The sequence below is a fragment of the Acidobacteriota bacterium genome, from assembly GCA_028875575.1.
Lineage (GTDB): Bacteria > Acidobacteriota > Terriglobia > Versatilivoradales > Versatilivoraceae > Versatilivorator.
Map to the genome: position 1 here is coordinate 23,830 of JAPPDF010000087.1, position 22,427 is coordinate 46,256.

At 61.2% G+C, this 22,427-nt stretch carries 23 protein-coding genes and 1 tRNA gene; 19 read left to right on the forward strand and 5 right to left on the reverse strand.

The genetic code is table 11. The annotated features are described in order from the left end of the window. Positions 1-202 precede the first annotated feature (202 nt). From OXI69_13815 to OXI69_13900, 18 genes are all read left to right on the forward strand, one after another. Positions 203-278: transfer RNA gene (locus tag OXI69_13815), tRNA-Ala, on the forward strand. A 149-nt stretch (positions 279-427) separates the two neighbouring features. Next, entirely contained in the window at positions 428-1,612 is a 1,185-nt protein-coding gene (locus tag OXI69_13820; protein ID MDE2667217.1) for a tyrosine-type recombinase/integrase, read from the forward strand. Further along, on the forward strand, positions 1,605-2,204 hold the full coding sequence (locus OXI69_13825; GenBank protein ID MDE2667218.1) for a hypothetical protein: 600 nt from the start codon (positions 1,605-1,607) through the stop codon (positions 2,202-2,204). Before OXI69_13820 ends, OXI69_13825 begins: the two co-directional genes overlap by 8 nt. A gap of 105 nt (positions 2,205-2,309) precedes the next feature. Continuing rightward, a complete protein-coding gene (locus OXI69_13830; protein ID MDE2667219.1) occupies positions 2,310-2,516 on the forward strand; it encodes an AlpA family transcriptional regulator in 207 nt (68 codons plus the stop codon). A gap of 55 nt (positions 2,517-2,571) precedes the next feature. Beyond that, entirely contained in the window at positions 2,572-3,888 is a 1,317-nt protein-coding gene (locus OXI69_13835) for an AAA family ATPase (GenBank protein MDE2667220.1), read from the forward strand. Between the two features lie 140 nt (positions 3,889-4,028). Beyond that, entirely contained in the window at positions 4,029-4,328 is a 300-nt protein-coding gene (locus OXI69_13840) for a hypothetical protein (protein MDE2667221.1), read from the forward strand. A gap of 382 nt (positions 4,329-4,710) precedes the next feature. Then, positions 4,711-5,820: a hypothetical protein gene (locus OXI69_13845; protein MDE2667222.1), complete on the forward strand. Its 1,110-nt coding sequence runs from the start codon at positions 4,711-4,713 to the stop codon at positions 5,818-5,820. Further along, complete coding sequence (locus tag OXI69_13850; GenBank protein ID MDE2667223.1) at positions 5,820-6,113, forward strand: HNH endonuclease signature motif containing protein; 294 nt, start codon at positions 5,820-5,822, stop codon at positions 6,111-6,113. The genes OXI69_13845 and OXI69_13850 overlap by 1 nt, the downstream gene beginning before the upstream one ends. Before the next feature lie 99 nt (positions 6,114-6,212). Continuing rightward, on the forward strand, positions 6,213-6,611 hold the full coding sequence (locus tag OXI69_13855; protein ID MDE2667224.1) for a hypothetical protein: 399 nt from the start codon (positions 6,213-6,215) through the stop codon (positions 6,609-6,611). A gap of 30 nt (positions 6,612-6,641) precedes the next feature. Beyond that, entirely contained in the window at positions 6,642-7,934 is a 1,293-nt protein-coding gene (locus OXI69_13860; GenBank protein ID MDE2667225.1) for a hypothetical protein, read from the forward strand. Positions 7,935-8,037: 103 nt separating this feature from the next. Next, the gene (locus OXI69_13865; protein MDE2667226.1) at positions 8,038-8,508 is read left to right on the forward strand and encodes a hypothetical protein; all 471 of its coding nucleotides are present in this window, start codon (positions 8,038-8,040) and stop codon (positions 8,506-8,508) included. A gap of 6 nt (positions 8,509-8,514) precedes the next feature. Further along, positions 8,515-8,988 (forward strand): HK97 family phage prohead protease, encoded by a 474-nt coding sequence (locus OXI69_13870; GenBank protein MDE2667227.1) that lies wholly within the window; start codon positions 8,515-8,517, stop codon positions 8,986-8,988. Next, positions 8,979-9,293, forward strand: coding sequence for a hypothetical protein (locus OXI69_13875; GenBank protein MDE2667228.1), 315 nt, complete (start codon positions 8,979-8,981; stop codon positions 9,291-9,293). The genes OXI69_13870 and OXI69_13875 overlap by 10 nt, the downstream gene beginning before the upstream one ends. Next, positions 9,290-10,366, forward strand: coding sequence for a hypothetical protein (locus tag OXI69_13880; protein MDE2667229.1), 1,077 nt, complete (start codon positions 9,290-9,292; stop codon positions 10,364-10,366). The genes OXI69_13875 and OXI69_13880 overlap by 4 nt, the downstream gene beginning before the upstream one ends. A 302-nt stretch (positions 10,367-10,668) precedes the next feature. Beyond that, a complete protein-coding gene (locus tag OXI69_13885; GenBank protein MDE2667230.1) occupies positions 10,669-11,283 on the forward strand; it encodes a pentapeptide repeat-containing protein in 615 nt (204 codons plus the stop codon). A 406-nt stretch (positions 11,284-11,689) separates the two neighbouring features. Then, entirely contained in the window at positions 11,690-12,163 is a 474-nt protein-coding gene (locus OXI69_13890) for an AbrB/MazE/SpoVT family DNA-binding domain-containing protein (GenBank protein MDE2667231.1), read from the forward strand. Beyond that, positions 12,144-12,491 (forward strand): type II toxin-antitoxin system PemK/MazF family toxin, encoded by a 348-nt coding sequence (locus OXI69_13895; GenBank protein ID MDE2667232.1) that lies wholly within the window; start codon positions 12,144-12,146, stop codon positions 12,489-12,491. Before OXI69_13890 ends, OXI69_13895 begins: the two co-directional genes overlap by 20 nt. Positions 12,492-13,917: 1,426 nt before the next feature. Then, entirely contained in the window at positions 13,918-14,097 is a 180-nt protein-coding gene (locus tag OXI69_13900; GenBank protein MDE2667233.1) for a hypothetical protein, read from the forward strand. Positions 14,098-14,727: 630 nt separating this feature from the next. Here OXI69_13900 and OXI69_13905 read toward each other — a convergent pair. Together OXI69_13905 and OXI69_13910 are read right to left on the reverse strand one after the other, a co-directional pair. Beyond that, entirely contained in the window at positions 14,728-15,705 is a 978-nt protein-coding gene (locus OXI69_13905; GenBank protein MDE2667234.1) for a nucleoside hydrolase, read from the reverse strand. Positions 15,706-15,849: 144 nt separating this feature from the next. Beyond that, the gene (locus tag OXI69_13910; protein MDE2667235.1) at positions 15,850-17,931 is read right to left on the reverse strand and encodes a thioredoxin domain-containing protein; all 2,082 of its coding nucleotides are present in this window, start codon (positions 17,929-17,931) and stop codon (positions 15,850-15,852) included. A 299-nt stretch (positions 17,932-18,230) separates the two neighbouring features. On the opposite strand from OXI69_13910, the gene OXI69_13915 reads away from it, so the two are divergent. Further along, a complete protein-coding gene (locus OXI69_13915; GenBank protein MDE2667236.1) occupies positions 18,231-19,010 on the forward strand; it encodes a thiazole synthase in 780 nt (259 codons plus the stop codon). Positions 19,011-19,046: 36 nt separating this feature from the next. Here OXI69_13915 and OXI69_13920 read toward each other — a convergent pair whose 3' ends face one another. Genes OXI69_13920 through OXI69_13930 form a run of 3 tightly spaced genes read right to left on the reverse strand, consistent with a single transcriptional unit; the run spans position 19,047 to position 22,325 of the window. Next, on the reverse strand, positions 19,047-19,481 hold the full coding sequence (locus tag OXI69_13920; GenBank protein ID MDE2667237.1) for a prepilin-type N-terminal cleavage/methylation domain-containing protein: 435 nt from the start codon (positions 19,479-19,481) through the stop codon (positions 19,047-19,049). Between the two features lie 7 nt (positions 19,482-19,488). Further along, positions 19,489-19,983, reverse strand: a complete 495-nt coding sequence (locus OXI69_13925; protein MDE2667238.1) for a type II secretion system protein — start codon at positions 19,981-19,983, stop codon at positions 19,489-19,491. 8 nt (positions 19,984-19,991) lie between these two features. Further along, entirely contained in the window at positions 19,992-22,325 is a 2,334-nt protein-coding gene (locus OXI69_13930) for a tetratricopeptide repeat protein (GenBank protein ID MDE2667239.1), read from the reverse strand. Positions 22,326-22,427 lie beyond the last annotated feature (102 nt).

A 22,427-nucleotide genomic window follows, 5' to 3' on the forward strand; every position in this document is an offset into this window, starting at 1 on the left:
CCGGGTGCCTCCGGGCAGAGTTCTATCCTTCCTGGACCAATATAGCAAGGGGCAGGGCGGGAATTCCTGCAGGAACCGCAGGAGGGGACTGCCGCGTGGCCGGATTTTCACCTGCCGGCGACTGGTAGACGACCAGCCGCCTTCCGCGCCTAAATGGCTTGACTCATTTTGGGCCAAGATGCTAAACAGACCCGTTCAGCCTGGGCGAGTAGCTCAGATGGGAGAGCGCGGCGTTCGCAACGCCGAGGTCGAGGGTTCGATCCCCTTCTCGTCCACCATTTCCCCTTCCCGCCAATTCTTAGAAAATCCCATAAGTAACTGATATAAAGGGAGTTATATTCCCTTTTTGTGCTTGCGTGTTCCTGCACAATCCCTTATAATCCTATATAGGTCGTGGGATAAAACGTGGGAGAAGCGCGGAGGGAACATGGGCAAGCTCACTGTTGTAAAGGTCAAATCTATCACAGAACCGGGGCGATACGGTGATGGCGGGACGCTGTTTCTGGTCGTTGCGCCCGGTGGATCGAAGTCCTGGGTGCAACGAATCGCCATCGACGGCAAGCGCCGGGACATTGGCCTGGGCGGCTGGCCGCTGGTGAGTCTGGCCGAAGCCAGAATCAAGGCATTTGAGAATCGGAAGCTCGCCAGGGTGGACGGCGGCGATCCGCTGGCCGGGAAACGCAAGGCCAAGATGCCAACTTTCCAGGAGGCCGCCGAACGCACATTTAGGGGGCTCAAGCCCAAGTGGCGAAACGCCAAGCACGCGGCGGACTGGTGGAGTTCTGTTGAGAGATACGCCTTTCCGATGGTCGGCAGTACTCCGGTTGATCGAGTCCGCCGGGAGGACGTGCTGCGAATCCTGACGCCTATCTGGTCGAGCCGTCCGGAGCGGGCGCGGCGGCTGCGCCAGCGGATCCGGGCGATTTTTTCCTGGGCGCAAGCACACAACTACATTCCGGGAGAGAACGTGGCCGGCGAGGCAATCTCTGGAGCGCTGCCGACAATGGCGATCGGCAAAACTCACTTCCGGGCGCTGCCCTATCAGGAGGTCGCCGCGGCGCTTGCAAAGGTGGAGGGGACCAACGCGAGCATGGCCGCCAAGTACTGTCTCCGGTTTCTGGTATTGACGGCCGCCCGTAGTGGTGAGGCCCGGGAAGCGACCTGGAGCGAGATTGACCTGGACGCGAGAGAATGGCGCATTCCTGGCGAGCGAATGAAGGGCGGAGCCGAGCATCGGGTACCGCTGTCTGATGCCGCGGTCTCGGTACTGGAGCAGGCCCGGGTGCTGGATGATGGTTCCAGTCTGATTTTCCCTTCGGCGCTGAGGCCTGGGCGCTGTCTATCCAATATGACTTTAACCAAGCTGCTGCGGTCAACCGGCTTGGCCGAGCGGGCAACTGTGCACGGGTTTAGATCGAGCTTCCGTGACTGGTGCGGCGAGCGGGCGAATGTACCGCGCGAAATTGCTGAGGCCGCGTTGGCCCATACGGTCGGCGGTGTCGAGGGCGCCTATTTCCGAAGTGACTTGTTCGCCAAGCGGCGGCAGTTGATGGATCAGTGGGCCGCCTATCTGACCCGAGCTGTCGGGAAGGTGGTGCGGATCCATGGATAAGGTGGAAGCACTGATACGCAAGATACAGACACACCCTGCCTTCCACGGCGGTCCGGCTGATGAAGAATATTGGCTCGACTTTCTTGAGGCGACACTGGCGGAGTTTGGAACTTACGAGTTCCTGGTTGAGATGCAAGGAGAAGGATTAAGGCGGCGACCGGAGATGTTGGCTTTGTACATCCTTGCATCCCAAGAAGACCGGCTTGCTTGGGACGTGCTGGAAGCCCTTGTTAGACGACTTCGGCGGGGCGGCAAGCCCTTGCCAAATAGATTGGCTGAATGGTGGATAGATGCCGCAGCGGGGGTTCTCAAGAAACCGAAAGGAGGCGGGCGGGTTGCTCACCGAAACCGAATGAGGGACCTTGCGATTGCCGCAGCTGTCAACGGTATCCGCGACGTAACTGGGATACCCTACGAGTTCGATCAACGAATCTCCGCGCATCCTCGGACGGCCTGTCATGTTGTGGCGGAAAGGCTCAACATGAGCTATGGGGCCATCCGTTCAATCTGGAGAAACATGAGGCCACATATCGAACGGGCTCGAGACCAAGGCCTCATTCTCCCACCCGGCAAGAAACAACGGCGACGTTAACACCCTAAAACTACTACCCCATATTTTCGGTATGTACCCGTGCGGGAAAGTTGGGCATTGTTTGGGAAAGCGGTGGATTTTCTGATCTCGAGAACTGGAGGAAATATGATTGACCGACTTTTGACCCGAACGGAGGTAGAGCGGCGCTGTGGACTTGCCCGATCGACGGTCTACCGATTGATGAGGCAAAACTTGTTTCCTCTACCTTTGAAACTTGGTGGAAAGGCCGTCCGCTGGCCTCAATCTGAAATTGAATCCTGGATCGCAAGCCGGCCCCGCGCAACTGGCGAGGGCTCCCGCGTGTCTGCCTGAGCGCACAAAAAAAGCCCCAGGATGGCAGCCCGGGGCTGGCACGACGGTATGACCTATGGACGGTGAGAGTAACACGTCTGCGGCCGACAAGCAACGGCCGGGGCGGGATGGACGTTTACCCGTCCAGGACGATAAAGGCAAGTGGCGATACTTCAACCTGGATCCGAGCGATTACGGCTACTATGCGCCGAACCTGGATGATGCAACGCTGGTTCAATGGATCATCGAGGAAAAAGACCGGACCATCCGCTACCTGTTTGATACGGCCGAGGCCCGCGCCGACAATCCCACCTTTGAAGAGCTCCACCTTCCCGTTACCGCGGAACCGATCGAGCGCCAACCGTGCATCCTGGAGCGGTCCGATGGGGCCGCCATTCTGTATGCCGGCCGTTTTTCAACGTTGCACGGTGAGCCGGGCTGCGGCAAGTCCTGGGTGGCCCTGATTGCCGCCGGCAAGGCCATCGAGCGCGGCGGCCGGTGTCTCTGGATGGATTGCGAAGATAGGCCCGGAACTGTGGCGACGCGGGCCGGCCCCTTGGGCCTGCTGGAGTCTGTCACCAATACGGACCGCTTCCGCTTTTACAATGCCCCGGAACTAATCGAGTCCAATGCCATCAAGGGCGAGGCCCTGGGGTGGTTGCTGACGGCCCCGGCCCCGCGCTTTTCCCTGGTGGTGATCGACAGCGCCGAAACCTGGGGCGGTGGCGGCCATGCTTCGGATGATGTAAATCCTTGGTTGGACAAGGCTGTTGATCCCTGGCGCAAGGCCGATGTTGCGGTCCTGCTGGTGGATCACATCCCAAAGCGCGAAAAGGACCGGCCCGCGGGGCCGATCGGAAGCCAAACCAAGCGCGCCAGGGTGGACGGTGCGGCCCTGCGGGTGGAAGGCGGCCGGCCCTACCTGGACCGCAACCGACAGTTGCGATTTACCGGCGGACCGTGGACCAAAACCAAGGGCGGGCACGTCACCTTGCTGAACGAAAAAGACCGCATTGGCGACCTGGAGGCCGGGATGGGGCGGCCCATTGCGACCTTGGCCGGATCCTGGGACGCAAGCGGCGGTTTTGCCTGGGAGTTGGCCGCGCCCAAGGTCGAGGCCGACACTGGAACCGAAGCCGAAGCGGGCGATATGGAAACGGTCTATGAGGCCATCAAGGCGGCCGGGCTGGAGGGGATCCGCGGAATTACCGCTGTGCAGGAGGCGGCCGGGATTCGGCGGTTCAAGGTGATTGAGGCCGTCCGGGGACTCGTGGAAGCTGGCCGGATCGAAAAGGAAAAGCAGGGGCGCGGATGGGTCTACCGGGTGGACGGCGGGGGCCTGACGCAAGAGGAAAAGGCCGAAGTTCAGGCCGCAATAGACTATGGGGATTAGCGGTTCCGAGCGGTTCCGGGAACCGTTGTTTAGCGGTTCCGCCGGTTCTACGGTTCCCTAAAGGAACCGGAACCGGGAACCGATAAGCGGAAACAGGGCAAAATCATCAAGACGCGGGAACCGATAGCGAGGGGGTAACAATGCCGACACCGAAGGGAAGCCGCTGGAGCCAATCACTGAGGCGGAACATGATGGCAGAACGCAACGGACGGACGGCCGACTGTGACGCGCTGGCGCTGCCCCTGGTCCGGTTGTGTCGGTCGCAAGGCTTCACCTTCGAGGAAACCGCGGCCGAGCTCGATAGGGCCGGACTCCCCACTTGCCGCACTCTGAGCCAGGGCAAGGCTTATCGGTGGTGCGCGGGGTCGGTGCGCAATCTCTGCCGCCGGCACGGGCTGGCGACGGCGAGGCGGAGCAAGCTGGACTGGATAAGGGCGTGATGGCACCGGCGGCGGATTGCTTGGGGGTCGCACCTCGCCACGGGGGCTTTCTGTGTAACTCGAAATGAATCAGCTTCGACGATTTCAAAGGCGGTTTCTGGCACGGGCGACAGCTCGCGGGGTCGATACGGCCGTGCTGTGTCTACCCCGTGGTAACGGGAAATCCTGGCTGGCGGGACACTTGGCGGCGCGGGTTCTGTCTCCGGCCGATCGTCTATTCCGTCCTGGGACTGAGTCGGTCTTGTGCGCGGCCTCGATCGAGCAGGCCAGGATAGTCTTTCGGTTTGTGCGCGCAATCCTGGAACCAAGGGGCGGCTATCGGTTTTTGGACAGCAACACGCGAATAGGGATCACACACACGGCCAGCAATACTAAGCTGCGGGTGATCGGATCGAACGGCAAGACGGCCATGGGCCTTGTCGGTTGCCCCTGGGTGATTGCCGACGAACCTGGGGCCTGGGAAGTGAGGGGCGGGACGTTGGTTCATGACGCCATCGAAACCGCCAAGGGAAAGCCGGGCTCACCACTCCGCGCCGTCTACATAGGGACGCTGGCGCCATCAACGGGCGGCTGGTGGCACGATCTGGTTAAGGACGGATCGGGGCCGGGCGTGTACGTGCAGGTGCTGCAGGGGGATCGCAAGACCTGGGACCGCTGGCCAACCATCCGCAAGGCAAACCCACTGACGGCGATATCGGCAGACTTCCGGGCCAAGCTACTACAGGAGCGGGACGCAGCAAGGCGGGACACTCGGCTAAAGGCTCGGTTTCTGTCCTACCGGTTGAACATCCCGACAGCCGACGAAAGCGAGGTCTTGCTGACGGTGGAGGATTGGGAGCGAGTGACGGCCAGGGCGGTCCCGGATCGGGAAGGCCTGCCGATGTTCGCCTATGACTTGGGCGGCGGCCGCGCATGGTCCGCGGCGGTGGCGCTGTGGCGCAACGGCCGAACCGAAGCCCTGGCGGTTGCCCCTGGAATTCCCTCGCTGGAAGATCAGGAGAAACGGGACCGCGTACCGGCTGGCCTCTACCGCAAGCTGGAGGAATCCGGCCGGCTGCTGGTTGCCGATGGGTTCCGGGTTCCGGCGCCGGCATTCCTTCACGGTTCGGCCGTGGCGGCCTGGGGCGGCCCCGATTGCATCCTGTGTGATCGCTTCCGCCTTCCCGAGCTGGCGGACGCGGTGAACGGTGCGCGGCTGGTTCCAAGAGTTACGCGGTGGAGCGAGGCGAGCGAGGATATCAGGGGCCTGCGGAAGCTGGCGGCCGATGGGCCGCTGTCGGTGGAAACCGGATCGCGGGATCTGTTGACGGCCTCTCTGTCGGTGGCCATGGTTAAAAACGACGATCAAGGCTCGGTCCGGTTGGTCAAGCGGGGATCGAATAACACGGCGCGGGATGATGTGGCGGCGGCCTGGCTGCTGGCTGCCGGCGCGTTGTCGCGGTGGATCCGCCGGCCCCGACGTCCTCGCTGGCGCTATCGAGGGGCGGTGTGATGGATCGGGCGGGCTCGAGGTTCTATGCCAGCATCCGGGGCCGGCGCTGGGATCGGGTCCGCCGGCGCGAACTCAAGCGCACCGGCTACCGCTGCGAGCGGTGCGGCAAGGCTGGCCGTCTCGAGGTCCACCACAAGCGGCCGCTGCACCGGGGCGGGGATGCCTACGCGGCCGATAACCTGGCCGTCCTTTGTCGGCGCTGTCATATTGAGGCGCACCGGCGACCCCTGAGTGATGAGGCGCAACGGTGGGCCGACCTGCTGAGGGGGGTTTTTCTTGCAGGGAAGATTTAACAATTGTATATTATTTGTAGATTTCGAGAGGGCAAGATGAAAAAAAAGCCAATTCGATACCACGTCCAAATCAACGGAGACGGGAAGGGCGGCCCGGCAATGATGGCAGACGGCACTCCCGAGGGCGAAATTCTGGAGGTCGCGCCGGTAACGACCGTTCGGGTAAATCGTGAAACCCGAAACTTGATTGACCGGTGCGGGCGGTTGCTGTCGGAATTGCCGGAGCCGCAACGGTCAAACCTGCGCTTTGTACTGTGCGCGACCGGCGGCGCCGTCCCGGCCCCTGGGGCGAAAATTCCCGCTGGTGAGGTCATTCATTACGCACTCGCGGCCCTCGAGGCAAACCTGGACCCCCAGGCGCGGGCGCAGCGCGAGGCCGCAGAAATGGCATATCAAAACTACCTGGAGCACTTGAGGAATGCGCACAAGGTCCGGGACGGGGTTGCGCGTGACGCGGACGGAAACCCCATTCCGGATCGAATTTCGGATGGGGAGTAACGGAAGTCAGTTTTTCATGGAGGGTCGATCATGACCAATTCGCAACGGCTGGCCGTCCGACTGTCGGAGATCCGGCAACGGCTGAATGAGATTGCAGGGCTGGAGGGTGACGCCTTCACCGACGAAATCCGGCAGGAAGCCGACCGGCTGCAAACCGAGTTCCGGGCCAAGGAAACGCAGTATCGGGCGGCCTTGGTAGCCGAGGGCGAGTCCGAAAGCCGGGCCCTGGAAACCGAGCCGGACGCCGAGCGCCGGGAGCGCCTGGAGCTGCGCAGCCGGGCCAACCTGTCGGCCTACCTACGGGCGGCGCTGTCGGGCCGGAGAGTGGACGGAGCCGAACGGGAGTTGCAGGAGGCCGCCGGCATCGGGGACGGCATCCCAATCGAGCTATGGGACACGGTGGCCCCGGAGGAACGGGCCGAGCATCGGCAGGGTGACGCGGCAACGGCTGCCCCTGGGACGGTCGGGGTCAACCTGGACCGGATCAGGCCGGCCGTGTTCGCGCAGTCTATCCTCCCGGGACTTGGGGTGGAAATGCCCCGAGTCGAGTCCGGCACCTACGCAAGCGCCACGATTACCACGTCCCTGACGGCCGCCAGCAAGGCCAAGGGCGCGGCACAGGAAGCCACCGCGGCGGCCTTCACGGTGACGTCGGTTACTCCCAAGCGGATCAGCGCCAGGTTGGGGATTCGGATTGAGGACGTGGCGGCCATAGGTCAAGGAAATTTCGAACCAATTTTGCGCGAAAATTTATCCCTGGTCCTGTCGGACGAATTGGACAAGCAAGGGCTGAACGGGGCCGGCAGCAATTCCGGGGCGGATCTGGTGGGCTTGTTTCACCGATTGACGGATCCAAGCGCCCCGGACACCTTGGCCACGTTCGACCTTTTCGCTGCGGCCCTGGCCGGCGGGGTTGATGGCCTTTGGGCGCTGAGTCAAAGGGACGTGGCGCTGCTGGTGGGGCCGGACACCTATCAGTTGGCCGGAAAGACCTTTCAATCGGCCGCCAATTACAAGGGCGAGCTTTCGGCCGCGTCCTACCTGATGGCCCAATCCGGAGGCTTCAAGACCAACAAGCGGATGCCGGACGCAGCCAACAAACTCCAGCAAGGCATCCTCTTTCGGATGGGACGGTCCATGATGGGCGGGACCGGAGCCATGCGGACGGCGGTTTGTCCCCACTGGAACGAAATTTCAATCAACGACATTTACAGCGGGAGCGCCAAGGGTGAGCGGTTCTTTACAATGCACGTCCTGCTCGGGGACGTGATCCTGGTTCAGCCGGACGCTTACTCTCAAATCGCTTTCAAGGTCGCGGCCTAAAGGGGCCGCGCTGGCGCTGCGGCCGCGCCTGCTGGCGTTTCTAAGGCTCCAGGGTGGTCTATACCTCCGAGACCATCCTGGGGCCGTTTTTGCAGGATTTGCCATGGGATCTGTCCTGATAAGCGGTCCGGCCGGGGCTGGCAAGAGCCAGGAAGCCAAGCGCCGGCGCGATGCGGCCAGCCGTCCGACGGTGGTTGCAGACTTTCAATCCCTGGTTGTGGCCATGCTCCAGCAAGAGCGCGGTCCGGATGGGAAGTATCCAGAGCGGCCGGAATGGATCCTGCCCCTTGCCGAGTACACGAGGCGGGCCGTTATCACGGCGGCGCGCAAGCGCGGGATTGACGTGGTAGCAACCAATTCTGACGGGGATCCCGGCCGGCGGCGGTTCCTGCTGGAGATCCTGGGGCCGCGGCGGGAAGATTTTGGCCCGGCCCTGGAGGGTACGGAGGAAGTCATTGTGGATCCGGGCGAAGAAGTGATAGCGCGGCGGCTGGCCGGGAAGTCGGGGCGGCTGTCGAGGGCCTGCAAGCAAGCGTCCGATCGGTGGTATAGACGCCTTCCGGGGCGGCGGTAGGTGAGCATGGAACACGAAAGCCGAACGGTTGAAATCCGGTTTGAGTCTGATGCCGAGCGCATGAGTCCCGGCCGCCTGGTGGGCGTCTTGCTGCCCTACGGCGAGCGGGCGAGCGACCGGCCGGAAGTGTTTGAGGCCGGGGCCTTGCATTGGCCGGCCGATGGCGTCTTGCTGAGGGCCATGCACAAGCGGCAAGATCCCATTGCGCGGTTCATTCCCGAGGCCACGGAAACCGAGGTCCGGGTATCGATCGAGCTGCCGGACACCACGGCCGGCAGGGACGCGGCCACAAACGTCCGGGCGGGTGTCCTGCGGGGCCTGTCTGTTGAGTTCCGGGCCGAAAAGGAGACGCGCCGGGACGGGCTGCGGGTAATCCAGCGGGCGCGCCTGGTGGGCGCTGGTCTGGTGGATTCGGGGGCCTACTCGGGCGCAACGGTGGAGGCCAGGGGCAAGGCCAAGAGGCGGCGGTTATGGCTGTAACGATTACGGCCGAGGAACTGCGGCAACGAGTGTCCGGGGTGGCCGAAACACACGCGGCGCAGCTTCGGAAAGTGGCAAAGGCGATAGTTGAGGCCGAGGCGCCGAACGCGCCGTCATGCGTTCAGAATGAAGCCGTGGTGAGGCTTGCTGGCTACCTGGCCCAATCCGATTTCGGCGGGATTGTGGAGGAGGAGCTGGGAGCGAAGCGGGTCGAGTATGCCGTCAACCATGCGGCCATGTTTCACCGATCCGGGGCCAAGGGATTATTGAGCCGGTGGAAGCGCCGGCGAGCTGGGGCGATATGATCGAGCTGGGGATTTCACAATTCAGGCCGGAGCGGCGGCAATCGGGCGGGAGCTTCACCGATGCCGTTGTGCGGTTGCTGGAAGCTCAAGCGGCCGGGACGGCGGCAAGCACCGGATCAACGGCCGCGGTCGAGGCGGCTGCCGGCGCACTCTCCCGGGCCCTGGCGGCGGCTGAGGTCTCGGGGCCTGAGTGGGCGACCGGGGCGGTGTCTGCCGAGTTCCTGGGGCAAGTCGGGCGCGACCTGGTGAGGTCGGGTCAATCCCTGCACGTCCTGGACGTGGACAACGCGGGGCGGGTATCCCTTCTGCCGGCGGCAAGCTGGCATTTCGAGGGATCGGCCCATCCGTCAAGCTGGAGCGTTCGGGCCACGGTCTACGGACCATCAACGTCCGTCACTCGCCACTTGCCCTTTTCGGGGGTCGTGTTTGTCAAGTGGGGGTCCACTCCCGGCCAGCGGTACACAGGGACCGGGCCGCTATCCTGGGCCAATATCACGGCACGACTGCAATCGGAGTCCGAGCGGTCCCTGGCCGACGAGGCCGGCGGGCCGATTGCCAATCTGCTGGCCATCCCTCAGGACGGCGGGGACGGGACCGACGAGGATCCCTTGAAGGAACTGAAGGCCGATCTCCGGACGGCCAGGGGCAAGGCGCTGTTGCTGGAAACCACGGCGGCCGGTTGGGGCGATGGCAGGCTGTCGGCCCCTCAAAGGGACTGGAAGGCCGAGCGGTTGGGGCCGGCGCCGGCGGCCGGGCTGGTACAAGTCCGGGCCGATGCCTTTAAGGCCGTCCTGGCCGCTGCTGGGTGTTCGGTCGCCATGTTTGATGATTCCGACGGCACAAGCAAGCGAGAAGCCCTGCGGCAGTTCTTTCTAGGGACCGTGCAACCGCTGGCCCGGATGTTGCAGGCCGAGCTCGCGGCCAAGCTGGAAGCGCCGATCCGGCTGGGCTTCGATCTTTACAACGTGGACCTGGCCGGCCGGGCACAGTCGTTTCAGAAGTTAGTCGCGGGCGGGATGGACCTTGCCAAGGCGGCAGGATTGGCTGGGTTGATGGACATGGAGGCCGGTTAACCGATACCGGTTCGTTCCCTTAGGGACAGAGCTAGGCACACCTTCGGGGCCAAGCTATAATTTCGGCAATGAAACGAATGTGTTGTGTCAACCTGTTGGGCGGACTGGCCCTGTCTATATTGACCCTTACTCTCTGGTGGCATTGGGATTGGGTCGTGTCGTCCTCAGGGGAGTCCGGCTCAACGATCCTTCGAAACCTTGGGCTCGTATACGGTGGTCTCATTGCGATTTGGGTAGCCCTCTGGCGTGGTGTGGTGGCTGATCGACAGGCGGAGGCTTCCAGAGTCCAAGGCGAATCCTCCATGCAGCTAGCGAAGGCTGCCGAAGTCCAAGCTGATACTTCGCAGCGCGGGCTACTGAACGAGCGTTACCAAAGGAGCGCAGAAATGCTTGGCAGCAAGGTGATGGCTGTCCGCTTGGGAGGCATATTTGCGCTGCATCGTTTGGGCAAACACGACCCAGAGCAATACCATGTCCAAACAATGCGGCTATTGAGTTCGTTCGTGTGCTACCCAACTGAGGAAGCTAGATCAACGGACCGCGAGGATGTTCGGGTCGCATTGGCGGTTATCGGTACCCGGAACAAAGCCGATATTGCACTTGAGAGGAAAGAGGCATATCGTGTGTTCCTGATTTCTGCAGACCTGTCCAACATGATCCTGCGAGGGCCAAACCTGACCGGTGCGAAGCTGATAGGTGCAAACCTAACCAATACATTTTTGGGCACGGCCAACCTAACCGGTGTCCACCTATTCGACGCGAATCTGACCAGGACGGATCTCTCCCGAACGAGAGGCCTAACCCAATTTCAGCTCGATGAAGCGTGCGCTGATCCAGCCGGTCCACCCAAGTTAGGTAGCCTTTGTGATGCCAGAACTGGTGAGCCTTTAGTTTGGAATGACAATCCTTGCAGTTAGCCCTTGGCGGAGCAAGTGCTCCGTTCGGCTCTGGCATTCGTGGGATCAAACGTGGTAAAAATTTGATTAGGTTTTTCTTAAATGACTTTATATCAGTTTGTTAGACTGATCATTCGATCCCCTTCTCGTCCACCAAACTCCATCCCAAGAAAGTCCGAGCGGTTCTGGTATTACCCTATAATCAACGTTTTAAAATCTTCAGCCGACCATTCCCATCCAACATTCCCATCTGATAGCCCGGGGTAACTGACGGCCGGTCAGTTACGGGAAAAAGTCGCCCCCACCGTACGGCGCAGCGATATTAGCATTCGTCGGGCTCAGTCTGCCAAATCATCCGGAAAATTGTTGGACGGAGGCTTCTCGTGTCTCGGAGTGCTCCACTCGTCCGGAAGTAGCTGACCGCACGGTGCTTACGGTCACCGTAAGTGCTTTTGCCGGCACCTACTCCTCCTGTAATTGCGTTTCAACCCACCGTAGGCCAATTCCCCGGGCGCGTTTCATTCCGGCTGCCATCGCGTCCACCGACAATGGGCGTTTTTTCCGTCAGCACTGGCGCGAGAACTGGTCGGAAGGGCAGAACAGCCAGGTTGGATTTACCAATCAGTTCCGGTATGCCTTACTATCTGTAGGATCAGAACTTCAGAGAAATAGGAACATGCAACTCTCAATGATTACAAGGCGCGGCCAGACGACCATCCCCAAGCGCATCCGTGAGGCGGCCAACCTGCACGTTGGTGATGTGATTTCTTTCGAGATCGAGGACGATCATCTAGTGGTACGCAAGGTGACGCCGGGGCAGGACAACTATCTGAAGTCTCTCTCCAAGGTTCTTGACGAATGGTCCTCGCCCGAAGACGAGCATGCGTGGCGTGATCTTTGAGCCCCTCGATGTAGCCGTCGTCCCTTTTCCCTTCACCGACCGCCGACGCACGAAACGCCGGCCGGCCCTGATAGTCTCATCGGCAATCTTCAATCGGACTCATGAACAATCCATCCTGGCAATGATAACCACAGCCGGGCGCGATTGGCCGAGCGACGTAGCAATTCAGGGCTGGCGGCAGGCCTGCCTCAATGTTCCTTGCAAGGTCCGCTTCAAGCTCTTCACCCTGGATGATGCTCTGATTGTCCGTAAGCTCGGGGCGTTGTCGAAACAAGATGGGGAAGCGATGAAGAGAGCCCTCGGGCACGTCGTGGCAGGCAGTGTGTAGTTCACTGCCACGTGACCGATGCCGATGTTAATTGCAGTTATTCCAGTAATTCAACAACGTCCCCTACTTTCTGCCTCTTTTTTCAGTGACTGCGGAAAACAAACCGCTTCCCGATTCGTTCTGATTTCGGTAACCGGTTTTTATAGCCGGAACCGGATTTCGGAGCCTTTTCTTCGCTCTTGATTCACGTCCAGTTTCGTCTCTGGCAAGGCTCCACTGCACCTCCTATTCGCCCTTCTTGAGAAGGACCAGCCGCCCTTCCTCTCTCATCATGTTCAAGCTGCTGGAGATGGTGTTTTCTTGACCTCCACGGCTCTTGCGGGAAATCCGCAGGAGAGGGGCCCTCTCGACCAAGGAGCCGGGGTCTGGCCAAATCGAACGTCATTTGTCTCAGTTTGGGATATTTTGTCTAAAAACACGTAATGGACACTTTATTAGATCTAATAGTCACTTTAAGAGCACATTCGTTTGTTAGCGTCAGGCGTGATTTCCTCGAAATCAACTCTCTGCAGGATCTGTTTCGGGAGCCCTTTCAGGGCAACATTCGTATTAGCAGTGATTTGAGAAACCTTGGGAGCGGAGGAAAGCAGGCAGGTGCATCGACCTTAAGTCGGAGTGCAGTGCAGAAGGACCTTCTCTCTGGGGGCCGCGTCTACCTTCCTGCCGTCCGGCCCGGGCGCATTCCCTTCCTGTCGGCCTTGAGCCTTTCCCCGGTTCGGCGGCGGTTGGGGGGTGGCAAAGGCGTGATGCAGGGCAACAGAAGGACGTCAAGGGAGGGGGGCGACCCTGAATTTCGGAGGTTTACGTCGGGAGGTAAGCCTGTGGGAAGCCATTTTCGAAATGGTGGCGGCCATCGCAGCTCGTGCCCTTTCGATACCGTCGCTTCTGCTGATCAAGTAAAACGACAAGGCTGTTCTTAGGATCAAGAACCCTTTGGCGGCTCTCCGCAGGGCCGCCGCAGAGTTGTCAGGAGGCTCGAAAGCGGGAATGTAATTCCTGGAGCGCCCCCTCCAGGATAGGTGTGGCTGGTCGTCTTACCCAATTCTACGGCCAGTCACACCGCCCGGGCCGCGCCAGGTCCGATGGCCACGGTCGATGAACTCAACAGGGTCATATCCCCGGGGGATCCAGATCTCTTAAAGGAGGTAGTGGATTCAGGCGTCGACCCCAACACGGTCGACGATTCCGACCCGGCACGCTAGAGGGCCGAGCACCGGTGCGCCCGCGACTATGACGCCGTGGGTTTGTGGGGAACCATGGGGTGTTACCGGGATGCCCGGGTTCAGGGGTGGAAGTGTCAGGAACGCTGGTGCGCCATGCATCCTGTGCCGTTGTGTCCTCACCGTCAGCGTCACTAAACCAACCCGAAAAGGGCGTCGGTCCGGCTTCGCCATGAGGCCGGCCCTTCATTCTTCAGGAGGCCACCTTGCCCATTGATTCTATCATCGCCATCGGCAGACTGGCTGAAACCGCCGTCGCTGTGATCTTCCCCGTAGCGGTGTTTTTTCTGGTATGGGGCATCTACCGCAAACTTGCCGACGCGGTGGTGCTGCTGCAATTCATCCGGGACCATATCCACGTGGACGAGAACATCCGATGGTCATGACGGTTCACTCCCACGAGTTTAATGAACTCTCACGCCGCATCGACAGGATCGCCGGAGCAGGTCTTCCGCCTCCATGCAGAATACATCCGTGAGTTGAAACCTGTACTGACCTCCGAGGCCAGAGCCCCCCCCAGGAAGAGCCAACAAGGCCTGGACCGAGGAGGAGAAGGCGGAGGTTAAGGCGACCTTCCAGAAGGGGGTTCCCGTCCGCGGGATTGCCGTCCGGCAGCAGCGCGCGCCGAACTTCATCAAGTCAGCCCCGATAAGGCTCGGGCTAGTGGGTCAGTGGTGAGGAAAAATGGAGTGGTTCGTCGGTGCGGTGATTATCTCAGTGCTGGTGATCATCGGCTTCATGGTCTACGACGAGCGGGGGAGGGGCGACTGAGCTTGCCCGCCAACAGAAAAATCCGAGAGGAGGTTCACACCAAAAAAATGGAACGATGTAAGAGTTAATCCACTTGATCGGTGAGCCATCCTCACTTGTTGGAAAGTTTCGAGGGAACCCCCAGGGGACGTTGTTGAATTAGTGGAATTGCTTGTGCCCGGCCGTCTTTGACATCGCAAACTCCGATCCACAGCCGGCTGGCTCGCCGCACCTGAAATCACTGGCATTTTACCCCGACCAGGTTCTCACTCCGGAGCCCGCGGCGGGGCGCAGATCCGGTCCATGAAGAACTGCAGGAACCGGTCGGCGTCGATCAGCACTGGAACCTGGGCATTGGGTTCAACAGGCTCGAGCCCGGTAAGAACGTAGTGGTCTCCGGAGTCTTCTATGGATTCCCTGAGCAGATAGCGATTGGCCACCGTTTCGCCGTAGGTCAATCGCCCCCGGGTCTCCACGGCGATATGCATGGGACGACTCTCCGTGGCCAGGGACGAATCCACTGCCAAACCCACTGCCAGCGGATCGTGGAGCGCGCCTCCTTCAAAGCCGATGCTCTCGGAAAAAGCGAGGTAGAAATCGGCCAATTGAGCCACATAGCGTGCGATGGGTGATCGATGGTCGGCGAGAGCAGCCGTATGGGATCGTTGCAACAGGGTTTGATGAGTGGCGCCCAGACCCACCATGGTGATGGGAATGCCCGACTCGAAGACGATCTTGGCGGCCTCCGGATCGTTGTAGATGTTGGCCTCGGCGGCAGGGGTGGCGTTTCCTCCTTCGATAGAGCCGCCCATCAGGATGATCTCGGGTATCTGTTCTGCGATGTCCGGTCGCTTGAGCAGGACCCGAGCGATATTGGTCAGTGGTCCCAGGGGCAGCAGGGTGATTTGCCCGGGGTGGGCGCGGACGAGATCGACGATCAGATCCACGGCGTGACCCGACTCGGCGGTCTTGGCCGGGGAAGGCAATTCCGTCTCTCCGAGACCGTTCCTGCCATGCACGATGGGGGCCGTGATCAGCTTTTTCCGGAGTGGGCATTTCTCTCCCCTGGCCACCGGGATCTCGGTCCGGCCGGCCAGTTCGACCAGCTTGAGCGCATTCTCCACACCCTGGTCCACCAGCACGTTTCCGGAGACCACGGTAATCGCCTCGATTCGCAATTCCGGGGACTGGGCCGCCAAAAGGATGGCCATGGCATCGTCAATGCCGGGGTCCGAATCGAGAATGATCCTGCGAGGCCGGGATGTCGTCGGGTTGGTGCCTGTTTGTGCCGGTAAGTTTGAACCGATGGTAAGCTCCAGGGAGAGTCTCTTTCACCTTGCCGGGGTAACAGGAACCTCTTGGCGCGTTCCCCATCCCAATCAAAGCGTCTATTCCAACTCCAGTTCCAGCTGGCCGGGTTCGGTGACCGGGGCCTTGCAGGTGTAGTTCTCGCAGACGTAGGCGGCGGGCCGGCCCCTGACCAGCGTCTTGCCCTCCAGCAGGGGCAGCTCGCGAGCGCCGCCGGCGTCGTTCGGGTCCAGAAGGGCCACCACCTTGTTGGGCAGGAACTTCCGATGAACGACATCGAGCAGCCGTTGGGTCTCGTCGGACTCCGGATCGCCCACCACGGCGATTTCCTTGACCGGGCCCAGGTAGAAGTCGGCGGCCCCCAGCAGGTATCCGAAGCCGTTGGGATAGCGGGTCAGCGGAAGGTGCATGTTCTCGAGGTTGGTCTCGGCAATGCTCCGATACTCGAGGTTTCCAGTCAGGATGGCCAGCTTGAGAAGATTGAACACCGCCACCGAGCTTCCGGCCGGGGTGGCGTTGTCGTAGGCGTCCCTGACCGGAGTCACCAGTTGCTCGTGTTCCTCGCCGGTGAGGAAGAAGATGGCCTGCTCCCGGTCCCAGAACTGCTCCAGCATGGCGTCGTTGTAGATGACTGCCTGGTCCAGCCACTCTCTCTCGCCGGTGGCCTGGTATAGCGCCAGCAAATGCTCCACCAGGTTGGCGTAGTCATCGAGGTAGCCGGGCAGCTTGGACACCCCGTCCTTGCGGGTGCGGAGTATCCTGTTTCCTCGGGAAAGGTGCTCGAGCAGATAGCGGGCATTGCGCTTGGCGACCTCCAGGTAATCGGCCCGCTGCAGGACCACCGACGCCTCCACGAAGCTGACGCCCATCATGCCGTTCCAGCCGGTGAGAATCTTCTCGTCACGGTGCGGCTTGACCCGCTTCTCACGCTCCCGGAACAGGCGTTCCCGGGCTTCGGAAAGGATCCTGGCAAGCTCGCCCGGAGACAGTGACAGCTCGCCGGCCACCTGTTCCAGGGGCCGGGGCACGTTCAGGATGTTGGACCCTTCGAAGTTCCCCCCGTCAGTGACGTCGTAATATCGGCAGAAGGCCTTGCTTTCCTCCTCGCCGAGGATCTCCCCGACCTCGGTTGGAGTCCAGACAAAGAACTTGCCCTCGTGGCCCTCACTGTCGGCGTCCTGGGTCGAGTAGAAGCCGCCCTGGGGATTCAGCATCTCTCGGACCACGTAATCCAGGATCTCCTCCACCACTCTGGCATAGAGGGGTTGCGGGTCGAGCTGATAGGCTTCGAGATAGAGCCGGCTCAGGAGGGCGTTGTCGTAGAGCATCTTCTCGAAATGGGGCACCAGCCAGCGCTCATCCACCGAGTAGCGGTGAAATCCTCCTCCCAGTTGGTCGTACATGCCCCCCCGGGCCATCTTCTCCAGGGTCAGGGATACGAATTCGCGTCCCTCCGGGCGGCCGGTCCGGGAGAAGTGGCGAAGAAGAAAGGTCAGGCTCATGGATCCGGGAAACTTGGGAGCTCCGGTGAAACCGCCATGGGTCAGGTCAAAACGTGGGGCCAACTGGTCGAAAGCCCGGTCGAGGCTGGCGCGGGTCACTTTGGCGGCGCCCGCTGGCAGCGTGTTCATGGCCTCCAGGCGCTGCAGAATGTCGGGCCCCCGGGCCTCAATCTCCTCCCGCTTCTCGCGATAGGCCTCGGCCAGAGCCAGGCAGAGGCGCCCGAAGCCGGGCCGACCGAAGCGGTCGTCGGGAGGGAAATAGGTCCCCCCGAAAAAGGGGATCTCGTCGGGAGTCAGAAACACCGTCATGGGCCAGCCGCCGCTTCCAGTGGTCATCTGGACATAGTTCATGTAGAGGGTGTCCAGGTCGGGCCGTTCCTCCCGATCGACCTTGATGTTCACGAAGTGGGCGTTCATGACCTCGGCGATGGCTTCGTTTTCGAAGGACTCCCGCTCCATGACATGGCACCAGTGGCAAGCCGAATATCCGATGCTGAGCAGAATCGGCTTGTCTTCCCGCCTGGCCTTTTCAAGGGCTTCCTCTCCCCAGGGGAACCAGTCCACCGGGTTGTGGGCATGCTGCCGCAGATAGGGGCTGGTCTCGTGGATCAATCGATTGGTAAATTCGGGCTCGGCAGCCGAATTCCGGGTGGTTTTCATGGATATTTCCTCTGAAGGCCGGCTCTCCGGGAAGGCGAAGAGAAGTAACAGAATCAGCAGGATGAGAGTTCCGTTCTTCATCCGGGCAAGGGTCCGAAGGAATGCCGCCCGCTGGGATTCAGGCAGGACAGGGATTCCCGTCGGCAGGTAACCATAACCCGGCGGAGAACCCCGGTCAAGGCTGGTTGCGGCAGCGGCAATTTCGCGATGCAATCGAAGCGGCTTTACACTAGAATGAGGCCGACAAAAAGAGTTGGAAACGATTGTTTCTGGAAGCTGTTTCCTGAGGTGGGGCCGACATGAAACCTGACAAGCTGGTCATTGCTGGACGGGAATTTTCATCCCGTCTGCTGGTGGGGACGGGGAAGTACGCATCTTTTGCGCAGATGGTGGAAGCCCATGAGAAGTCGGGCGCCGAGATTGTGACGGTGGCGGTTCGCCGGGTGAATCTTTCCGATCGAAACCGGGAGTCGCTGCTGGACTGGATCGATACCAAGCGTTATTTCATCCTGCCCAATACGGCCGGTTGCTACAGCCGGGACGAAGCCGTGCGGGCTGCTCGGCTCGGCCGCGAAGCCGGCCTTTCCAACTGGGTGAAGCTGGAGGTCATCGGAGACGAAAAGACTCTCTTTCCCGACAACGCGGGCCTGCTTGAGGCGACCGAGATCCTGGTGAAGGAAGGATTCGTGGTGCTTCCCTACACCAACGACGATCTCGTGACCGCCCGGCGTCTGATCGATGCCGGAGCGGCAGCGGTGATGCCGCTGGGGGCGCCCATCGGCTCGGGAATGGGAATTCAGAACGTGGCCACCATGAAAATCCTGCGGGAGATGATTACCGAGGTTCCGTTGATCGTGGATGCCGGCGTGGGCACGGCCTCGGACACCGCTCTGGCCATGGAGTTGGGCGCCGATGCCGTCCTGATGAACACCGGTATCGCCTCGGCGGATGACCCGGTGGAGATGGCCGAAGCCATGAATCTGGCTACCCGGGCGGGCCGGCTGGCCTACCTGGCAGGCAGAATTCCCAGGAAGCTGTACGCCACCGCCAGCAGCCCGCTGGAGGGAGTGGTGCGGTAGCAATGGCGAGTCGCCACCGGGGTGCCGGCGCGGGCGCTACCAGGTGCTGTAGGCCGTACCCTCGGAGGAGATGGCCTCCGAATTGCTGCGAACATCGTAGATTCCCAGCTCGAGCTGGTCGGGGAACATGGAGGCCTCTTCCATCACGATCTGCCAGTCGGTCTCGTTGGTGATCGGATCCTTGGGGAGAGCGCGCAGGTAACCGGCAGTCACCAGGTCATCCAGTGTTTGGGGGGCCTTCCTCTTGTCGGCGGTGTAGTGGTCGATGAGGGTGCGCAGCGTGTGCAGATTGCTCTTCAGAACGGCTTCACGGGCGCGAAGGATGGCCGAGTCGGCAATGGGAAGGGCAATGCTCACCAGGATGGCCACGATGGTGAGCACAATCATCAACTCGATCAGAGTGAAGCCGTCTCTCCCCAGCCTCCCTCCCGGCTGACCCGCGGCCCCTTCACCGTCACTCCATCGATTCATTCCCGTCCTACCATTCCGAGTACCTGGAACCGTCCAGGGCCGTTCCGTTGCTCCTGCTGTAGACGTCGTAGACATTCTGGCCGCCGTGGCTGGTGGCATCCCAACTGTCCTGCGAGGAGCGCAACCCCCATTCCTTCTCGCCCGTCATGGGATCGGTGGGGACACGCCGCAGGAAACGAAGCCGCTTGTCGACCGCGTTGAGCTGGTCCACCCCTTCCACCAGCGTGTCCAGGTCGGGCGGCCAGCCATCGGTGCCGAACTTGATCTCGATCTGACCTCCCAGGGCGGCGTCGTGGTAGCGGTCGATGGCCGTTCTCATGTCTCTCAGAGCTCGCCGGAGCTCAACCTCCTTTTGTCGCTGAATCACCACCTTGGTCAAGGGCAGAGCGCCCAGGGCCAGGATGCTGACGATGGTGACGGTGGCGATCAGCTCCACCAGCGTCAAACCCCTGTCGGAGCACCTGCGACTTCTGAAGGTGGCCTTGATTGAGCGGAAGGACATGACCGTCCTCACTGAATGGTTACCTCGGTGCCGGCAAGGCTGGTGGGAATGACCGCCTGCCCGCTGTCGCGCAGGACGGAATCGGGCCCGAAGGAAATGGCGCCGTCTCCGGTCCCCACGGCCTCGAACCTGAGATTCATCAACACGCCGGATCCGGTGACACCCGGGCTGTCGGGGGGCCGGGCCATCGAAATCACCGCTCGCCCCAGTGAGTTCTCCAGGCGTTCGGCCAGAGCCACCGAAATTCCGTCGCTGCTGAGGAATCCGCCGCCTTGAACATCCACCAACTGTACCCGTTCCGGATTGAATCTGAAATTGAGGGAAAGCCCGTGGACCTGTTGTGCATTGGCGACCGAGACGCCAACCCTGAACCGACTGCCTCGCGAAACCGGTCCCGAGGGCCCGACCAGCCTGACGAAAGCCAGGCGGGGCGCCGGCCGATCGGTTGATTGAGGCGGCGCTTGCAGGGTCTCCCCGGGCCTGTCGGCCACGGTCGAGCCGCTGCCTGCCCTGGGCGGCGAGGTTTGACCGTTTCCTGCGTGGGGTGTCGGAATCTCTCCGATGAGTTGCTTGGGAGATCCCAGAAACTTGGGGGTATTGCTGGATCCCAGCAAGGCCAGGGAAGTGTCCTGCTCCAGGATGTCGGGCAGCCGAACAATTCGGGGAGTAATCACGACAATGATTTCGTTATCCGAAGTGTTGTTGTCCTCGGTGGAGAAGAGGTATCGCAGCAGCGGAATCTTGCTCAGCCCGGGGATTCCGTCCACCGTAACCGAGTCGGAACGCTGGATGATTCCGCCCACCACGCTGGATTCACCTTCCCGAAGCCGGATGTCGTGGTTGATCTCGCGATTGGCCAGGATGGGATAGCGGTTCCCGTCCAGGGTTTCAAAGCCGCTGATGGTCTTCAAGGCAACGTCAATTTCCAAGGAGATGTCGCGGTTCAGCAATACCTGGGGAGTGATAGTCAGCGTGACCCCGACATCCACGGTGGTAAAGGTGGTGAAGGCGCCTCCCCCGAAACCCGTTCCCCCGCCGATTCCAGTGGAAAAACTTCCTGACGCGATGGGTTGCTGGGTGCCGACCTTGAAGGTGGCCTCCTCGCCGTCTGAAGCCCGCAAAGTGGGGTTCTGCAACACGCGGCCCTTGACCCGGGTGTAGAGCTGGCCGAGCTGGATGGAAGGGATGGTCGCGGAAAAACTGTCTCTGCCGAGCTCCCCCAGCTCACCGAGGCGGATGGCGTTGGACCCCTGTTCGTCCTGGGGGCCGTTGGGAGTGACGTTGATCGCACTGGGGAGGCCTGGTCTCAAGCCCAGAAACTGCCTCATGCTGCCCACCACTTCCAGGATGTACACCTCGATCATGACTTCGGGCTTGGACTTGTCGATGGTCCGGATGATCCGCTCGGCGGCTGCAATCTTGTCGGGGGTATCCCGCACCACGATGGCGTTCTGGGAATCGATCTGGGCGACCTTGTTCATCAGGAGCAGGGAGCGCAGGGCGGTGGCGATCTGGCCCAGGTCCGTTTTGTCCCCCACGTTGGACAGGTGGAAGGTCCTGACGATCTCTTCCTGGTATCGCTGGCGGGTCTGCTGGGTGTCCTCGGCGACCAGAATGGTGTTTTCCTTGAGGACCGACCAGTAGGTCTTGCTCTGCAAGGCGAGTAGATCCAGGGCTTCGGTGAGGGTCACGTCGATGAAGTCGAGCTCGACTTCCGGAGGGCTGGGGTTGAAGTCGGGGGCGAAAATGACGTTGATGCCGCCGACCTTCCCCAGGGTCACATAGGCTTTGCGAACCTCTCCCGAGAGTTTGAACACCGGCAGGAATTGCCGGGAAGGGTATAGTGCTTCTTTCAGGCCATCCGACTCCCCCTGTTCCTCCTGTCTCTCCCGGTCTCGGATCAGTGCGGCCACCGTCTCGGCTTCCTGATGGGCCGCCACTATGGAGGGATCGATCTGCACGGCCCGGCGGAACTCCTGCAGGGCTTCCTCCAATCGACCCTCTTCCCTGAAGCGCCTGCCGCGGTCGAAATGGGCCATGGCCGCCTGGAAGCGGGCCCGCTCGAAATAGAGGCGGTACTTGGCGTTGTCGGGGTCGGCGCTCAGGGCCTCTTCGTAGCTCTGCAGAGCAGCGTCATAGTTCTTGAGCTGTTCGTACTCCAGGCCACGCTTGAAGGCGCTGGAGCCGCCGCAGGAAAGCAGGGCAAGGGCAAACACCAGCGGAGCCAGGATGCCGGCAGTGGAGAATTTGCGGCGCAAAACCATGGTGAGTTGCCCGTTTTTGAGATCGGACCGGGCCAATTTCAGCCAATCGGCCGGCACATTGGGCGAATTTCTCGCCATTGATAGATCTGACAGGCTGGTCGACAGAACCTACCGGTAGATCCAAAATCAGTTTAACACAAATGGAAACCTATGAAAAAGAAAGGCTTTTTGCCACATTGG

Coding starts and splice junctions, on each gene's coding strand:
- OXI69_13820 (MDE2667217.1), top strand. CDS start 428: ATGGGCAAGCTCACTGTTGTAAAGGTCAAATCTATCACAGAACCGGGG.
- OXI69_13825 (MDE2667218.1), top strand. CDS start 1,605: ATGGATAAGGTGGAAGCACTGATACGCAAGATACAGACACACCCTGCC.
- OXI69_13830 (MDE2667219.1), top strand. CDS start 2,310: ATGATTGACCGACTTTTGACCCGAACGGAGGTAGAGCGGCGCTGTGGA.
- OXI69_13835 (MDE2667220.1), top strand. CDS start 2,572: ATGGACGGTGAGAGTAACACGTCTGCGGCCGACAAGCAACGGCCGGGG.
- OXI69_13840 (MDE2667221.1), top strand. CDS start 4,029: ATGCCGACACCGAAGGGAAGCCGCTGGAGCCAATCACTGAGGCGGAAC.
- OXI69_13850 (MDE2667223.1), top strand. CDS start 5,820: ATGGATCGGGCGGGCTCGAGGTTCTATGCCAGCATCCGGGGCCGGCGC.
- OXI69_13855 (MDE2667224.1), top strand. CDS start 6,213: ATGATGGCAGACGGCACTCCCGAGGGCGAAATTCTGGAGGTCGCGCCG.
- OXI69_13860 (MDE2667225.1), top strand. CDS start 6,642: ATGACCAATTCGCAACGGCTGGCCGTCCGACTGTCGGAGATCCGGCAA.
- OXI69_13865 (MDE2667226.1), top strand. CDS start 8,038: ATGGGATCTGTCCTGATAAGCGGTCCGGCCGGGGCTGGCAAGAGCCAG.
- OXI69_13870 (MDE2667227.1), top strand. CDS start 8,515: ATGGAACACGAAAGCCGAACGGTTGAAATCCGGTTTGAGTCTGATGCC.
- OXI69_13875 (MDE2667228.1), top strand. CDS start 8,979: ATGGCTGTAACGATTACGGCCGAGGAACTGCGGCAACGAGTGTCCGGG.
- OXI69_13880 (MDE2667229.1), top strand. CDS start 9,290: ATGATCGAGCTGGGGATTTCACAATTCAGGCCGGAGCGGCGGCAATCG.
- OXI69_13885 (MDE2667230.1), top strand. CDS start 10,669: ATGCAGCTAGCGAAGGCTGCCGAAGTCCAAGCTGATACTTCGCAGCGC.
- OXI69_13895 (MDE2667232.1), top strand. CDS start 12,144: ATGCGTGGCGTGATCTTTGAGCCCCTCGATGTAGCCGTCGTCCCTTTT.
- OXI69_13910 (MDE2667235.1), bottom strand. CDS start 17,931: ATGAAAACCACCCGGAATTCGGCTGCCGAGCCCGAATTTACCAATCGA.
- OXI69_13915 (MDE2667236.1), top strand. CDS start 18,231: ATGAAACCTGACAAGCTGGTCATTGCTGGACGGGAATTTTCATCCCGT.
- OXI69_13920 (MDE2667237.1), bottom strand. CDS start 19,481: ATGAATCGATGGAGTGACGGTGAAGGGGCCGCGGGTCAGCCGGGAGGG.
- OXI69_13925 (MDE2667238.1), bottom strand. CDS start 19,983: ATGTCCTTCCGCTCAATCAAGGCCACCTTCAGAAGTCGCAGGTGCTCC.
- OXI69_13930 (MDE2667239.1), bottom strand. CDS start 22,325: ATGGCGAGAAATTCGCCCAATGTGCCGGCCGATTGGCTGAAATTGGCC.